General features: G+C 58.8%; 15 protein-coding genes and 1 pseudogene. 11 read left to right on the top strand and 5 right to left on the bottom strand.

Features of this window, described 5'->3' with window-relative positions:
- Positions 1 to 220 precede the first annotated feature (220 nt).
- The 4 genes and pseudogenes from IB238_RS22940 to traA all read right to left on the bottom strand — a co-directional run bounded on the left by IB238_RS22940 (position 221) and on the right by traA (position 5,890).
- A pseudogene (locus IB238_RS22940) lies at positions 221 to 867 on the bottom strand (TraH family protein).
- A 13-nt stretch (positions 868 to 880) separates the two neighbouring features.
- The gene (locus tag IB238_RS22935; RefSeq protein WP_192252789.1) at positions 881 to 2,041 is read right to left on the bottom strand and encodes a conjugal transfer protein TraB; all 1,161 of its coding nucleotides are present in this window, start codon (positions 2,039 to 2,041) and stop codon (positions 881 to 883) included.
- On the bottom strand, positions 2,031 to 2,585 hold the full coding sequence (gene traF / locus IB238_RS22930; protein WP_192252787.1) for a conjugative transfer signal peptidase TraF: 555 nt from the start codon (positions 2,583 to 2,585) through the stop codon (positions 2,031 to 2,033). Before traF ends, IB238_RS22935 begins: the two co-directional genes overlap by 11 nt.
- Positions 2,582 to 5,890, bottom strand: a complete 3,309-nt coding sequence (gene traA, locus IB238_RS22925) for a Ti-type conjugative transfer relaxase TraA (protein ID WP_192252784.1) — start codon at positions 5,888 to 5,890, stop codon at positions 2,582 to 2,584. Before traA ends, traF begins: the two co-directional genes overlap by 4 nt.
- Positions 5,891 to 6,144: 254 nt before the next feature.
- Here traA and traC point away from each other — a divergent pair, with 254 nt between their 5' ends.
- From traC to traG, 3 genes are read left to right on the top strand one after another with little or no spacing between them, the layout of a single operon-like run.
- Positions 6,145 to 6,432 carry a conjugal transfer protein TraC gene (traC, locus tag IB238_RS22920; RefSeq protein WP_192252781.1) on the top strand — a complete coding sequence of 96 codons (288 nt, stop codon included), beginning with the start codon at positions 6,145 to 6,147 and terminating at the stop codon, positions 6,430 to 6,432.
- A 4-nt stretch (positions 6,433 to 6,436) separates the two neighbouring features.
- Positions 6,437 to 6,652, top strand: coding sequence for a type IV conjugative transfer system coupling protein TraD (locus IB238_RS22915; RefSeq protein WP_192252778.1), 216 nt, complete (start codon positions 6,437 to 6,439; stop codon positions 6,650 to 6,652).
- Positions 6,639 to 8,606: a Ti-type conjugative transfer system protein TraG gene (gene traG, locus IB238_RS22910; RefSeq protein ID WP_192252776.1), complete on the top strand. Its 1,968-nt coding sequence runs from the start codon at positions 6,639 to 6,641 to the stop codon at positions 8,604 to 8,606. The genes IB238_RS22915 and traG overlap by 14 nt, the downstream gene beginning before the upstream one ends.
- Before the next feature lie 260 nt (positions 8,607 to 8,866).
- Here the strand turns inward: traG and IB238_RS22905 are convergent, their stop codons facing one another.
- Positions 8,867 to 10,645, bottom strand: a complete 1,779-nt coding sequence (locus tag IB238_RS22905; RefSeq protein WP_192252773.1) for an SLC13 family permease — start codon at positions 10,643 to 10,645, stop codon at positions 8,867 to 8,869.
- 218 nt (positions 10,646 to 10,863) lie between these two features.
- Here IB238_RS22905 and IB238_RS22900 point away from each other — a divergent pair, with 218 nt between their 5' ends.
- From IB238_RS22900 to IB238_RS22865, 8 genes are all read left to right on the top strand, one after another.
- Complete coding sequence (locus tag IB238_RS22900; protein ID WP_192252770.1) at positions 10,864 to 11,001, top strand: hypothetical protein; 138 nt, start codon at positions 10,864 to 10,866, stop codon at positions 10,999 to 11,001.
- A gap of 45 nt (positions 11,002 to 11,046) precedes the next feature.
- Positions 11,047 to 11,313, top strand: coding sequence for a BON domain-containing protein (locus IB238_RS22895; protein ID WP_192252767.1), 267 nt, complete (start codon positions 11,047 to 11,049; stop codon positions 11,311 to 11,313).
- Positions 11,314 to 11,547: 234 nt separating this feature from the next.
- Complete coding sequence (locus IB238_RS22890; RefSeq protein ID WP_192252764.1) at positions 11,548 to 11,799, top strand: DUF982 domain-containing protein; 252 nt, start codon at positions 11,548 to 11,550, stop codon at positions 11,797 to 11,799.
- A 62-nt stretch (positions 11,800 to 11,861) separates the two neighbouring features.
- Positions 11,862 to 12,149 (top strand): hypothetical protein, encoded by a 288-nt coding sequence (locus IB238_RS22885; RefSeq protein ID WP_192252761.1) that lies wholly within the window; start codon positions 11,862 to 11,864, stop codon positions 12,147 to 12,149.
- Between the two features lie 601 nt (positions 12,150 to 12,750).
- The gene (locus IB238_RS22880) at positions 12,751 to 13,053 is read left to right on the top strand and encodes a hypothetical protein (RefSeq protein ID WP_192252758.1); all 303 of its coding nucleotides are present in this window, start codon (positions 12,751 to 12,753) and stop codon (positions 13,051 to 13,053) included.
- 1,392 nt (positions 13,054 to 14,445) lie between these two features.
- Positions 14,446 to 14,796, top strand: a complete 351-nt coding sequence (locus IB238_RS22875) for a hypothetical protein (protein ID WP_192252755.1) — start codon at positions 14,446 to 14,448, stop codon at positions 14,794 to 14,796.
- Positions 14,797 to 14,895: 99 nt separating this feature from the next.
- The gene (locus IB238_RS22870; protein ID WP_192252752.1) at positions 14,896 to 15,138 is read left to right on the top strand and encodes a hypothetical protein; all 243 of its coding nucleotides are present in this window, start codon (positions 14,896 to 14,898) and stop codon (positions 15,136 to 15,138) included.
- A gap of 27 nt (positions 15,139 to 15,165) precedes the next feature.
- Entirely contained in the window at positions 15,166 to 15,369 is a 204-nt protein-coding gene (locus tag IB238_RS22865) for a hypothetical protein (protein ID WP_192252749.1), read from the top strand.

Raw genomic sequence — 15,369 nt, 5'->3', positions numbered from 1 at the left:
ATGGCCCGTCTAATTTAAAGTGTACACTCGTCTATTTTTAATTCGCGCAACGTCCAATTTTAAGAAATGGCTCGATCAGACGGCAGGAAGACGCTTTGCTTCACGAGATTTTTCTCTATCGAGATCCTCTAGTCCAGCACTTGGGCCACCATTCGAATGAATGGCGTAAGGGCATCCACTGCCCATGGATACCCCTAAACTCCATGTCACATGGAAGGCACTAATTTCGGGCTTTCCTGGCGATCCTAGACGGAGACGCATCACTCGTGACCGCCAATCTTCGTAAGGTCAATTCGGATTTCCTGCCTTTTTCAGCCTCATTCGACACTTGATCAGGAATGGCCGAATCGGCTTCGTCGACATCATTTTCAACGTTTGAGACGACGGATCCTTTCTGGACGATCACCCCACCTGGACCTTGCGCCTGAAACACGTTCTCGCCCTCGAACTTTCCAGTCTGCCAAGCGTGGATCGCATCATCGAACAGCTGAGGAACACATCTTCATTTGTGGGATTGCCATACCATCTGGTAACGATGCGGAGGATCTTCGCGAACATCGCTGTGCTCATACGCAGGTTGGCGCAGGGCTCCACCAGATCGGGTTTTAATTCCGATACATCCTTGACGCCAACTCCAGCCGGAAACTGCGTCAGGCCCACCCGGACGACCGATCGCTCAATATTCTCTCGCCCGATCTCGATCGCTTGTTCAGGCGTCTTCGATTTCGGGACGAGGATCAGGCGGCCTCCAGACTTCACTGTAATGGCGAGCGGGTCGTTGGAACCCACAGCATTGACGAATTGCTCAACGATCGCCGGCTTCAACGATGGATCGGCGCATTCCTTGATCAACACAGCGTCCAGCATGCGAGCTCAGGTTTCAGGTGTTGAAAGAAATGACAAGAGGTAGGTCGAACAGGCGTGCCCATGCCGTACTGCTTGCCCGCTGAACATCGACGATCGACGTCCCAGCCGTCCACCAGCCATTCCCAACCGCAACGACGACATCGGAACCTTGGAAGACGGACTGCAGGATGGGCCAGACGAGAAGTTGCTCGTAACAAATCAGCGGTGCGATCGTGCTGTCGCCCACCGAAACGACGGCATCGCCGAAGATATGCGCCCTGGCTCCGCCATCCTCACCCGTCAACGTCAGCCATGGCTGCCACATGGATCCTGGGACAGGCATACGCTCGCGGTAAAGAACGTCACTGCCGTCAGACGATATCTTCACAAGCACATTGTCATACCCACCCTGGTCGATGATCGCTGCGCCGGCGATGACCGTGATCCCGGTCTCGGCGAGCATCGACTCCCAAAGACTGCTGACGGTCGGTGTCCAGAAGCCCAACGCGCTCTCTGGGAGAACGGCCGTTGTTCCTGGCGTATGCAGGCGAACGAGGTCGACAAGCCCCTGTTGCCGCGCGAGGCCGGCGTCACGGCCCAGAGAATCGCCGATTTGAAGATCGACACCCTGCCACGACGCAGGTGAACTCGGTGTCGTCCACTGTGCGGCGGACCAGAGCCAAAAGCCTGTCATGGCGATGGCTGCAGCCGGCCAATGGTATGTCGTTACAAGCGCCAGGCCGGCTGCCATCGCAGCCAAGCCCCACCATCCCCAGGCCGGGAACAAGACGCCTGCAGCCGTAATCGGATGCGCCCATCCCATGATCCCGAAGGGCGGGACTGACATCGCAACACATGCCGCCAGGTAGCGAAGCGGCTTTCTCCACCCAGCGCGGCTCGTCCAGAGTGCCGAATGCACGATCACGAATGCGGCCGAAGCGATCAGCCACAGCAACAGGCCGGGCCAGATTTGGGACGAATAGAAGTTCGCCACGCCCTGCGGCAACCCACGCGAGGCGGCGAGAAAGTAGGCCGCGGACACACCCGCCGCCTGCCAGCGCGTTATCGCAAATGACCAGATGGCAGGGAACGCGACGGCCGCCGGAAGCAGGAGAACATTTCCGCTCCAACCAACCCAGCCGACAACAGAGGAGGCCGCGACGAGCGACGCCCCCCGAAAATAGTCACGGCGCATAGGTCCATACCTCCTGCGCCAAACCGAGGATATTTTCTGTCGGGAGCGGGCCGAAGTATCTGGAGTCAAAAGACCCTGGAAAATCAGAATGCAGATACACCGCGTCGGACGGAACAACGCCACCCCCATACGGCACCAACCGGCGCCCCTGTCCGTCCATGAGCATTACCTGCGAGAGTGGAAGTCGCTTGCCGTCGATGTGCACGTCGCCGTCTATCTCAACGACCTGACCTGACGCTGCCGCCACGGTTTTGATCAGCGGGGCGATATCACCGGCGCACAGCCCACGGCGAAGATAGCCGCGCCTGCGCGCCTCGCGCATGATGTCGGTGACGGGTGGACAAACGAAGACCAGATCACCAATGCGAACAGCGCGATCGAGGTTGATGATCCGCCAGAGGCCCAGAGGTTCGCTGGGTGTCAAGTTGGCTCTGAAGCCAGCAATACCCAAGCACACGACCGTCCCAAACGCGGCCAGCACCGCGCTGAGAAACCAAGTTCGCTTGGCCGAAAGCGGCACTATCTTTCCAACTGAAACCGTCATTTGAGAGTGAACCCCTGACTCTTCGTCTGACGCATCGCCTCGGATGCTTTAAGCGCTGTAACGGCGTGCTCATGAGCCGACAGCTGCTGCACCGTCCGCATCGTGCTCCAGGCTTGCTGGACTTCGCTCTTCTGCGTGGTGTTCATGCCCGCGGTAACCCGCTGGAACGCTTCGCCGTTCATGTCTTTGGCCGCGAGAGGAAGGAAGGTCCGCTTGCCAAAACGTTCGGATACAAGCTTTGCAAGAGCTTCGAGTTCGGCCTTCACCATTTTGTCCGCGAGCGCGTATTCCAGCCCTGACGGCAGATCATTGCGATCGATGGCGTCACGCACGCGTTCGAGCGCGTTCTTGGCCTTGGCCGATAGGGCAGGGATGTCCAGCGCGACCTGCCTGCGGGCAGCGATTTCCTCCGCGTGGTTTCGCTGCTCAGCCTCGCCGCGCTGGCGCAGATAGTCGCTGATGCTGTCGGCGAGCGGCGTGACGTTCTTAAGCGCCCGATCATGATCGGACTTATCTGCACGGCTCGCGAAGACGCCGGTTTTGCCCTTGAGCGCGCCAAAGGCTTCCGGCTCGCCGGCGATCTTCGCAATCGTCTTTATCGCAGTCGCCTGATCCCGCAGCATCGCGTCTACGTCGACCGCCTTGAAGGCTGCTTCTGGTTGCGCATAAACATGATGGAAGCGCATCGACACCTCCTCCCACTGCTTCTTCAGCGCCGGGTCGACCGCAAGCTTGTCCTCGACCAGCTGGTCGATCGATTTCGGGAACGTAGAAATTCCGGCCACCATTGGCTTTGCCCCCTGTGCTGCATCGAGAATTGTTTTCGTCATGCTCGTGGTAAGGCCGATCCTGAAGCCAATGGCCGCGAGCCTGCCGGCGAGGTCGACGAGCGTCTGTTTCTGCCGAACTGTCCATTCGAGACGGTCACGGGCAACGGCTCTCGCCACATTGACGATGTGAAGGCCGCGCGCCTCGGCGAAGCGAAGCGCCTGCCGGTAGAGGCTGCCACCGGCATAATCGAGGGTCGTTCCCTTGGCGTTCTTGCCCGACAGGATCTGGACCAAGCCGCCGGCCTTAGCGAAAGAACGACGGCCATAATAGACGCCGAGATCCTCACGGTGGCGGGTCATCGCGACATAGGTCAGGTGGCGGTCGAGGGAGAGAGAGGCGAGCACCTTGACCCGGTCGACGGTAGCGCCCTGGCTCTTGTGCACCGTCATGGCATAGCCATGATCGACATTGTTATAGAAGCGCTGCTCGACCGAGACCTGACGACGATGCTCACCGTCCCCGATCTCCGCAATGATGCGACCTGGAGCCGCCTCGACCACCTTGGCCAACATGCCATTCTTGACGCCAAGCGAACCCTCATTCTTAAGGAAGACGATCTGGTCGCCAGCGGCAAAGTTGCGATTGCCGTCGACCGTTTTGAAGTTCGAACCGGGTTCGATGATCCCGCGCTCGATGAGCTTGGCGCGCGCCAGTTCATTCAGTACTCGGACATCACGCCGCAGATGCGCGAGGATCAAAGTGGACTTCGCCGGATCGTAGTCGCGGTTCCAGTCGGCAATGAGTTTCGAGACCGCATCAGCCTTCAGTTCTGCGCCGATTATCTTGCCGTTGGCCCGATAGGCTTCGACCCCCTTGCCCACATTGCCGCGGGCGAGATCGATCGACGCATCGCGCATCCATTGCTCCCGCTGGCGGTAGATGGTTTCCAGCTCGGCATAGCCGATACGGTCGGCAATCGCCCGGAAGGCGGCACCCGCTTCGATCGGTTGCAGCTGCTCCGGATCACCGACCAGCACCAGTTTAGCGCCAGCCTTGGTGACGGTTTCGACGAACAGCGCCATCTGCCGCGACGACACCATACCGGCCTCGTCCAGAACGAAGATCGTTTTGTCGTCGAGCCGTCCGCGGCCCTGGCTCCAGCGGAGTTCCCAAGACGACAGCGTGCGGGAGGCAATACCCGCTTCCTTCTCCAGACCTTCCGCCGCTTTACCGGCAAGCGCACCACCGACGACACGATAGCCGGCCGCTTCCCATGCCCCGCGCGCGGCCTTCATCGTGGTCGTCTTGCCCGCGCCAGCGCGGCCAATGACGGCGGCTATCCGCTCTTCGCCCGCAACATGCACGATGGCCGTTTTCTGCTCGTCCGACAACCGGTCATGATGTGCGAACGTCGCGTCGAGTACTGACTGTCGAACGCCGTGCGAGGACCGCTGCGAGAGCCAGATCGCACGATTGGCCATCTCGGCTTCCAGCCGGATGAGCTCGCGTGTGGTGTACTTTGCCGGTGAGCGCAGGCCGGTGGCAAAGTCGATTCTCTCTCGGTCGAGCGGCAGCGTTTCTGGGCTCTGCAGGATGCGCGCCATCAGGTTTTGAAATAGACCGGCATCGTCGATATGCCGATGTAGGATCTTGGCGATATCGCGTTCGTCGAAGACGCTCTTTTCTCGCGTAATCAGGTCGAGCACGATGTCCGGATTGCGCTGGATGCTGCGGGCATTCTCCGCGCGCCGCTCCTCCTGCAGCTCCAGGCGCTCGAGGACAGCCTTTTCCTCCGCGCTCGCTGACTTCCGCTCGATCGCCTTGGCGCCGACACCGAGATGGATGGTCGGTGTCAGCTCGATACCCTGCTTCTCGAAGGATCGGCCATCGATCCTGATATCGAGACCGGCCAGCGCCAGGTGCCGGTTCTGACAGGCGAACCAGCCATCACGAAACGCATTAAAGTCATCAAGCCCACCGGCCCAAAGCTCATAGACGATCTTGCCGGCATCGTTGCGGAGTGGCTTGCCATCAGGACCGGCCACGGCAACTTTCTTCGGCCCAAATCCGTCTTCGGTCAACGGCCGCAAAGTGGTCATCAGATGGATGTGCGGATTGCCCGGTGCATCATGAAAGACCCAGTCAGCCACCATGCCCTGGGCCGTGATGTGCCTGGCAACGAAATCCCGAACGAGATCGATGTTCTGCGCCGTGGAGAGCTCAATCGGCAGGGCGATGGTCACATCCTTGGCAAGCTGCGCATCAGAGCGCTTCTCGAAGTTCTCGACCTTGTTCCAGAAGGCTTCCGAGGCGCCGGACACCGAGCGATCAGCAATCATCGATTGTAACCACTCCGGCGCATCGGCAGGAATGACGAACTCCTCATGCAGCAGTCCCTGCTTGCGAGTGAAGTCGATCGTCCGGGCTTCCCGCTCGTAGTCCATTTTCGCGCAGTGCCGGTAGGCCGCCGACAGCACGGCGCTGCGGCCGGAGCCGCGGGCGACGATACTGACTGAGAAATGCGGGACGGCCATGTGAAGCAACAGCTCCTTCGATTGAGCGATTCAATGGGTTCGTCGGGAGCGGAGGTTTCTGCCTAAGGGCAAAAGCAGAGCGTCGCATCAGCGACGTATAATTGCGCCCTTCGGAGCCGCTCTTGTCGAGCGGCGGGATCATTCATCAGAGCATCGCCCTTGGCGATTGTAGGATTCACAGTAGTGCGTTCCGCACAGCAAACCGGGAAACTGCGGCTTGAAAGACATACTTTCTCACCAGGAGACCTGACGAAATGAAAAAGCCATCCTCGAAAATCCGCAAAGAAATCGCCAAGCTCCAGGATCAGTTGAAGCATGCCGAAACCAGGGAAGCCGAACGGATCGGACGGATAGCGTTGAGGGCCGGGTTAGGGGATCTCGATATCGAGGAAGGCGAATTGCAGGCAGCATTGGAGCAGATGGCGAAGCGGTTTCGCGGAGGTCAAGCCGGCTCGACTGGAAAGAAAGGGGGATTGGCTGGCTCGTCGCAAACCCCGCCGGTTACGCCTGGCGCGGCTGAGGGCAGCGGTGGCGAGGCTTAAGCGCATGCAACGGACAACGGCAACCAATGCCCGTAAGAAGGATGCCCATGAGAAGATCGCGCTTGGCGGCCTGATCGTAAAGGCTGGCCTTCGCTTCGAGAAACGGGCCCTGCTGCTCGGAGCTCTCATCGAACTCGGCCGCCGTTTGAAGGCGGACCCGGGTGAGCGCGAGCGATTGACGGCGATCGGTGCGGAGGCCTTCGCCAATGACGGCGAATAGGCTCGCGCTTTTTGTCATCCCCCTGACCTTGATGATGGCCGTAGTGATCGGAGCGACCGGGACGGCCTCATGGATTGCTGCATTCGGAAAGACGGAAGCAGTGCGGCTGACGTTCGGGCGAATCGGTATCGCACTTCCCTATGTCTGTGCGTCGATCATCGGCATGGTGTTTGTGTTTGCAAGCGCAGGCTCCCCCAGCATCAAGTCCGCCGGCTGGGGTGTCGTGGCCGGTGGCATGGCGACAGTTTTTATCGCCGCCCTGCGCGAGGCGATCCGTCTTTCGGGTTTCGTTGGAAAGTTGCCTGCGGGAAAGTCCCTCGTCGCCTATCTCGATCCTGCAACGGCGATCGGTGCGGCATCCGCCGTGATGGTCGTTTGCTTTGCGCTCCGCGTCGCCTTGATCGGCAACGCCGCGTTCGCGCGCGCGGAGCCGAAGCGGATCCGTGGCAAGCGAGCAATGCACGGCGAGGCCGATTGGATGACGATGGCGGTCGCGCAGAAGCTGTTCGGCGAGGCGGGCGGTGTTGTCATCGGTGAGCGCTACCGGGTCGACCGCGACAGCACGTCGGTGCAGGCTTTTCGAGCAGACAGTCGCGAGACATGGGGTGCCGGCGGCACCTCGCCACTCCTTTGTTTCGATGGCTGTTTCGGCTCATCGCACGGCATCGTCTTTGCCGGCTCAGGTGGTTTCAAGACGGCGTCTGTGACGATCCCCACGGCACTCAAATGGGGTGGAGCGCTTGTGGTGCTGGATCCGTCGAACGAGGTGGCGCCGATGGTCGCGATGCACCGCGAACAGGCAGGACGGAGGATCCGGACGCTCGACCCAAAGAGCCCGCAAACCGGCTTCAACACCCTCGACTGGATCGGCCGGTTCGGCGGCACGAAGGAGGAGGACATCGCGTCGGTCGCTTCATGGATCATGAGCGATAGTAGCCGGACCAGCGGCGTCCGCGACGACTTCTTCCGTGCTTCGGCTCTGCAGCTTTTGACAGCCATCATCGCCGACGTTTGCCTCTCCGAACACACACCGAAGGAGCAACAGACGTTGCGTCAGGTGCGGGCCAATCTCTCCGAGCCCGAGCCGAAACTGCGCCAGCGCCTACAGGAAATCTACGACAATTCCGAATCCGACTTCGTGAAGGAAAACGTCGCAGCGTTCGTCAACATGACGCCAGAGACATTCAGCGGCGTTTACGCCAATGTAATCAAGGAAACACACTGGCTATCGTACCAGAACTATGCCGCCCTTGTGTCAGGCTCGACATTCCGGACCGAGGACATCGCGCTGGGGACGACCGACGTGTTCATAAACATCGACCTGAAGACGCTGGAGACGCATGCGGGTCTCGCGCGGGTTGTGATCGGATCATTTCTGAATGCCATCTACAATCGCGACGGCGTAATGGAAGGACGCGCGCTTTTCCTTCTCGATGAGATTGCCCGACTTGGCTACATGCGCATCCTAGAGACGGCCCGTGACGCCGGCCGCAAATATGGCATCACGCTGACGATGATCTATCAGTCCATCGGACAGCTGCGCGAAACCTACGGTGGTCGGGATGCATCCAGCAAATGGTTTGAAAGCGCGAGCTGGATCAGCTTCGCCGCCATCAACGATCCGGAGACTGCCGACTACATTTCCCGCAGGTGCGGCATGACGACGGTCGAAATCGATCAGGTCAGCCGCAGCGTTCAGTCGCGAGGATCATCGAGAACGCGGTCAAAGCAGGTGGCCGCCCGGCCGTTAATCCTGCCCCATGAAGTTCTGCGGATGCGCGCCGATGAGCAGATCGTTTTTACGGCCGGCAACCCTCCGCTTCGCTGCGGTCGTGCGATCTGGTTTCGGCGAAGCGATATGAAAACCTGCGTGCAGCTAGATCGATTTCATCAAACGGACGCAAATCTGTATCGACGTAACAGCGCCGGGGCTGAGTCCACTATCAGGGTCTAAAGCGGACATTGAATATCGCCCAGTCGGACGGCAGCTTCGCGCCAGAAGCGGTCATTGATGGGCGAGTCGTCTGAACGCAGCCTTGTTTACGCGCAGGTATATTGTACTTGACGCTGGTGCAACCTTGAGCACAGGCGACAGCCATGAGCTGAATCTCTAGGGGCATCGTGGCGGTTGTCTGCTCCTTCTGGTCCTTATGGGCAGACATTAGGCCGACGCCACGGTAAACTTGAAATCGGAATTGAAACGTCGCTTGCGCGCTAAACGGGCGGCCAAAACCACATGATCAGAGGCACACCCAGCAAGATCACAATGAACGAGAGCGGCAGCCCCAATTTCCAATAGTCGCCGAAGTGGTATCCACCGGGACCCAACACTAAAGTGTTGCACTGGTGTCCAACAGGGGTGAGGAAATCGCAGGCCGCCCCCACAGCGACTGCCATCAGAAACGCGTCCGGATTGTAGCCAAGGCGCTGAGCAAGGGTTACCGCGATCGGGGCAATCACGAGAACGGTGGCTGCATTGTTCAGAAACGGCGTCGCCGCCATTGCTGCCACCATGATCATTGCAAGGGCGCCGTAGGGGGGCAAGGTGTTGGAAAATTGAGCGAGGCCGCCGGCGATAAGGTCGGCACCACCGGTCGTACGGATCGACTCGCTCACGGGAATGAGAGCCCCGAGCATTATCAGGATGGGCCAATCGACAGCCTCGTAAGCTTCCCGAAGCGAAAGTGACCCGAGCAGTACCGTCAGGACAGCAGCAGCAAAGAAGGCTGTGGCAACGGGCAGCAGGCCTAATGCCGTTAGCACCATGGCACCAGCCAGGACCACCACCGGAATCAGGCCCTTTCGCGGATTCCCCAAGCGGATCTCACGCCCGGCCAACGGAAGAAGACCGAGTTCCATCAGCCTGGTCGGGAGAAGCACCAGATCGCCCTTCAAAACGAGAACGTCGCCTGGTCTTAGCGCGATGTCGCGCAAACGCTCGGTGAAGCGCTTGCTGCTCCGGCTCACCGCGAGAAGATTGATATTGAAGTGATCATGCAGCGCCAAGCGCTTGGCGGTTTGCCCGATCAAAACCGATCTCGGGCCGATCACCACCTCAATTCCGGCAATCTCCTCGTCGACCCCTTTTGCTTCCGTGGGGCGGTCGTGCCCCTCCAGTTCCAGACGCGCGCGACTGATTCCTCGCTCCAGCGCTTGAGGGTCTCCTTCCAACAGAACGATATCGCCCTGACGAAGGACGACGTCCGGCAGCGGCATCAGGCGCTCGACCCGGTTGCGAACAAGGCCGGTGACCAGGACCTCCTCGTCCAACAAGGTCGACAAATGACTGATCGACTTGCCGAGAACCGTCGACTTCGCAGTAATGCGTGCCTCTGTCATGTAGTCCTTGATGTTAAGCGCCTTCTCCATTGTCGGGACCGCCTCGCGTCCCCTGGGAAGCAGTCGGTAGCCAAACGCCAGAAAGACTATCCCCGCTGCGGCAAGCCCTATACCGACAGGTGTGAAATCGAACATGTTGAAAGGTCGGCCCGTCAAATCCTCGCGCATCCGGGAAACGACAATATTCGGCGATGTCCCAATGAGGGTCGTGAGCCCGCCAAGCAATGAACCGAACGCCATCGGCATGAGAAAGGACGAAGGGGAAGCTTTCGACCGGCGCGCCATCTGGAATGCGACTGGGATCATCATCGCCAGCGCGCCGATGTTCTTGATAAACACGGAGAGTACCGAGACGGTCGTCACGAGAATAGCAACCTGAGCCTGCACAGAGGTCACGCTGGGCGCCACGCGATGGAGGAATGCCCCTATGACACCACTGCGCTCAATCGCGGCGCTTACGACAAGCGCGCTGGCTACAATGATGACAATGTCGTCCCCGAAGCCGGAGAACGCTGCCTTGTGCGGCACGATGCCGGTGAAAACTGCGGCAAGCAGCGCGAGAACCGCAATGAGGTCGTAGCGAAGCCGTCCCCATATGAAGGCGAACATCAGGCCAATCAGAATGGCGAAGGCGAAAGCCTGAGCTTGTGTCATGGATAAAGTCCCGACCTCCTTAAACAACGGGTACCGTAGCTATTCGTTCCACCGAGCCGAATGCGACCTTTCGATCTTCGGTTCCGCTTCAGAGTGACCTCAATTGACCGTTTGCCATCAGACGGAAGTGCGCCCACTATCGACGCTTCAGCAGCCATGTCACGGGCGCTGCTGCTTGAGGGCTAGCTACCCTGGCCCCGATCCGAAAGGAGAACGCCATGTTCTCCGAAACCTTACGCCTCACTTACCTGAACGCCCTCGACGGCTTAAATTATCTACTCAACGATGACATTGTCGGCCCCTGGGTGCTCATGATTGCGATGTTCATCGTTTGGATGGCGGTACTCGCCTACTAGCGTCTAAGCCGTCTCGTTTGAGGAAGATTGCAGCGAGGTAAAGCTATGGTCTTCAAGCCCCCGACTTTCCACGGTGAAGAATTCGAACCAGAAGATCCGCGCACCCGAGCGGGCCTTGAAGAACGGGTTGCGAATGCGCTCGCGGTCGCCGGCAACGTGGACGCCAGCGATATTCAAGTTACCCTTGTCGACGAGACGATCGTTCTCACGGGCACCGTGTTGACCGAAGAGGAACGACGAGCGGCGACTGCCATCGCTGCGACCTTTGACGGGGTGAAACACGTCGACTGTCGGATCCAGGTCAATCCTTGAACTATTCGGAGTGGCCGGATCGAGGACCGGTATGATCAGCCCTGCACCTCCGGCGCCGGAAACGTCGGGATCGATGCGATCCCGGCCTCCCGTCGCGGCGGGTGTGCCTCATGGCCTCGTACTTGGCCTTCCAGCACCCACCGCAGTAGCCGCGTGGCGTCCATATCCAGCGCGCGTCACTCTTATCCATGCTGCTGTCCCCCGCCCTACGGCGCGTTGTGATATGATCCGGGCATGGATCCGAAACGATGGGATAAGGGTGTCGAACTGGAACTCGGCAAGACCGGGAACTACCGCGTCGTGATCACCACGAGCGAGGCTGCTGAAATCCTGCTGAACCGATGGCCGGCGGAAGCTGGACAGGCTCACCTGCATGCTCGTATCGCCTGCGTTGCAGTCCTTAATGGGCACGCGTCGCCGGACCATGCCCGAGACGCGTTCATCAGGGCCGCCGAGGAAGCGGGGATCTTCATTCGGTCGAAGTGACCGATGGCGACACTTGGCAGGAACAACGCTGGCCTTGAGCCGCTACTCATTCCGTGGAGGGGATGGAGGCACGCAAGCGCGGGGGCGCTTTTCAGACTGGCATGGTCAACCTTGAGGGCACAGAAATGTGGCTTGAACTTCACGACAGCAGCGGAGCCCTACACGTCAACATGGACAATGTGGTCAACTTTCGACGATACGATGGGGGTGAATTCACTCAGATTGCTACGCTCGCCGCATCTCGCGATGGCGTCACCACCTATAACGTGATCGAGACACCCCAGGAGATTGAGAACATGATCGTTGGCGAGCAACAACGGCTGAGGGACTTGGCCAAGATTACCCGCTGACGTCTCAATCTCTGCCCCTCATCTGAGGACACAGAGTGGGAGATCTGCAGGTACCTTTGTGAACTTCAGCACGTTTTGAGATCCCGTAGACACTCACCATAGGGGAGACTTTCGTCACTGTCCAGGCGACAGATGTGTTGAGTTACAATCTCATCGGTCTCAACGTCACGAGGGTCGTTGGGGACGCTAGTTGGCTCCTCCAGCATCAAAACCCGCCGCACTGAAGGCGGCGGGCAGTATCCGATCGGCCGTGCTATAATGCAGCCATGGAGAAATCAGGCCTCACCTTCGTGCTCCTGCTATTCGCCTTGCTCGCCATTGTGCTTAGCATAGCGCTTTTTAATATCCGTCAGCCAATTATGTCACCGGACGATGGCTCGCTGATACCGCAGGATGGTCAGGACCAACCGCAGCGGTACGCTGCCCTCCCGCCCCCCGCCGTGGCCTAAGGGGCCCTTTCCCTGCGGACGCCTGCGTTCCTTGAAGTGACCTATCGCTTGCCAGCGTCTGCAAAAGCGCGCATTGTTTCTACTTCAGCGGCCAGGTTACCGGCGCCGCTGCTTGGGGTCAAAAAGCCCTAGCCCCGTCAAAGGAGGACGTCATGTCTTCCATCTTTCCTCAGCAATATATGGGCACTGAAGACATCAGAATGATGCGCGCCGTTTTGCTGCGAGCCGGCTACTGCACTTCGAAGATTGCATCCGACAGAAAGCTAGACCGGGAAGCGGCAGCCTACCTCATCCGGCAATTCCGGTGCGGAACAACTGATCCCTCCTTCATGCTGCACAATCTTGAGCACCGCAATGTCGGCACGCCGCGACATGATCATTTGATGGACCTGTGGGCATGGGAAAATGAGGGTGGCGCCCTGATGGGTGAACGACGATGTCTAGTCGATTGTTGATCTGTGCTTTGCTCGTGCTGTTTTCAGTCGTGATGGTTTGGGCTTTCCGACCAGAACAAGGCAGTTACCAACGACTTAGCCCGGCGACATTGCGGCAGCCCATATCAACGCGGTAGAAGGCCTGTACGACCGCCCGTCTCTCTCGTTGCCGCTTCAGCCTCGAAGTGACCTCAATTGACCGTTTGCAATAGGCGCAGAAGAGCCCATAATCATCACTTCAGCAGACAATATCACGGGCGCTGCTGCTTGAGGGCTGGCTACCCTGGCCCCGATCCGAAAGGAGGACGCCATGTTCTCCGAAACCTTACGCCTCACCTACGTAAACGCACGTGCTCTTGTAGTTCCCCTGCTCCACGATGATGTTCTAGGTCAGTGGGCACTCATCCTCTCGCTAGTATTCATCGCGTGGGTCACGCTTCTGATGACAGCCAGTTGATCGCTACGTTGCCTTCCGGATGTCCTACCCGTCAAAAGTTGACCGCTGGCGGCGCATCTCGTGAGGCATCACCTCGAAGTGACCTTAATTGTCCCTTTGCTATTTGGCACAGGAGCGCCCATTATCAGTGCTTCAGCAGTCATGTCACGGGCGCTACTGCTTAAGGGCTGGCTACCCTAGCCCCGAACAGAAAGGAGGACCCAATGTCCTCCAACGTCTCCCACGTCAATTCCCAAACTGCCCCAGTGCATGTATTGCCGTATGAACATCGGCGCGCGCCTGACGGTACATGGAGCGTAATTGACATGCGCTCGGGCTATACGGCTGCACCAGGCTTCCTTCCGGTGGAAAGACTTTCATCGACTGACGCAAAGGAAGTGGCCACAATCCTCAATCGAGACAACGTCGGCACGACACTCCGCCTGCACCGATACGCAATTTAGGGTCTCCCTAGCAATGCTACGCCGGCGCCACGAGGTTCTACGTTTGGATGCACGCCGGTATTCGTAGATCTACGCTAGATTGTTCCCTCACGCGCTAGACTTTTCGCCAGGCGGAATGACGTATCGTAGGTTCCGCAAACGCGCTGGGGGTATTATGTTCAAGCTTCCCGCACCCCTGTTTTGCAGCCTCTTCTCCCTTCTGTTGGTTCTGATCGCACCGGTTGCCATGGCGCAGACGCCGACAACAACTCCAGGCTGCGGCACCGCCGCCGGAGAAACTTGCAGAGCTTCTGAAACTGCTGGATGACCCGGAAATCGTAGCTGGATCCACCCGCGGCCACAGGCATAGCAAACGTTGAAAAAGAGGCCACGCTCGAGGTCGAGGATATCGAAGCCGAGGCCGAGTTCTCTCTGTTAGGACCGATTTCATGCAAGGTTTTGATCTCTCTGGTGCTATAATAATTCTCTCGCCCGCAATAACGCGGACTCGATCATTTACGATCGGACAAGGTCATGGACATCCCCACATGGATTAAACCCGCACTAACCGGTGCGGCTGTCGGCGCTTTTGCCATGGTGATTTTTGGTTTTTCTTGGGGAGGATGGGTGACCAGCGGTACGGCACGTAATATTTCCGCCTCGGATGTATCATCTGGCATCGCTCTCGCCTTGACGCCTTACTGTGTTGAGAGGTCAAAAAGCGATCCTGCGGCAGCCAACGTGTTAGCGCAAATCAAGGCAGCCTCGATCTACGGCCGTCGCTCTATCGTTGAAAAGTCCGGCTGGGCTACCCCGCTTGGCACTGATCAACCAAACTCCGCGCTGGCCTCGGCCTGTGGAGATGAGCTGGTCAAGCCTCTCTGAACTCTCTGGCCATGAGGGTGTATAGGCTCCAATGTCGCGGCCGTGGCGTTTTCACGGCCGCAACGAAGCTTGTTAAGTCCGCCAAATAAGGAGGGCGCAATGACTGCCCTCGTGTTTCAACAATACTTCGCCATGACAGACACCCGCATGCAGCGAGCGGTTCTCAACCAGGCAGGGTTCGAGGTGTCGAGCAGCGAAGGCGACCAAAAAGCACGCAGGGATACCGCACGGTTCCTGATCCGACAGTTCCAAGCTGGAACGGCTGGCCACACGTTCCTGCTTTACAACCTGGAGCACCGCCCACGACAAGCACCAATCCACAAGAATGCGATTTCATTCTGAGAATGAAGGCCAAACGAGGAGACTAACATGAGCTGGCAAATGCAGGACAATTCCGACCGAGCGGGACGCAAACCAACGCAACAGCGCGATCCCACGACGATTGCCTCGATGCAAATCACCGAGCAGGAAAATCAAGCGCGCGATCGGAAAAGCCAGAAATTGCGGGAACTCCGCCTGTCAGCACCAATTGCCATGCCCGCTCCCGCCAAAAAGAAGGCAACGAAAAGGTAG

The sequence above is a fragment of the Rhizobium sp. ARZ01 genome (genome assembly GCF_014851675.1).
In the GTDB taxonomy this organism is placed as follows: Bacteria; Pseudomonadota; Alphaproteobacteria; order Rhizobiales; family Rhizobiaceae; genus Mycoplana.
Note: the sequence above shows the minus strand (reverse complement) of the source record. Positions and strands in the feature narration are given on the sequence as shown.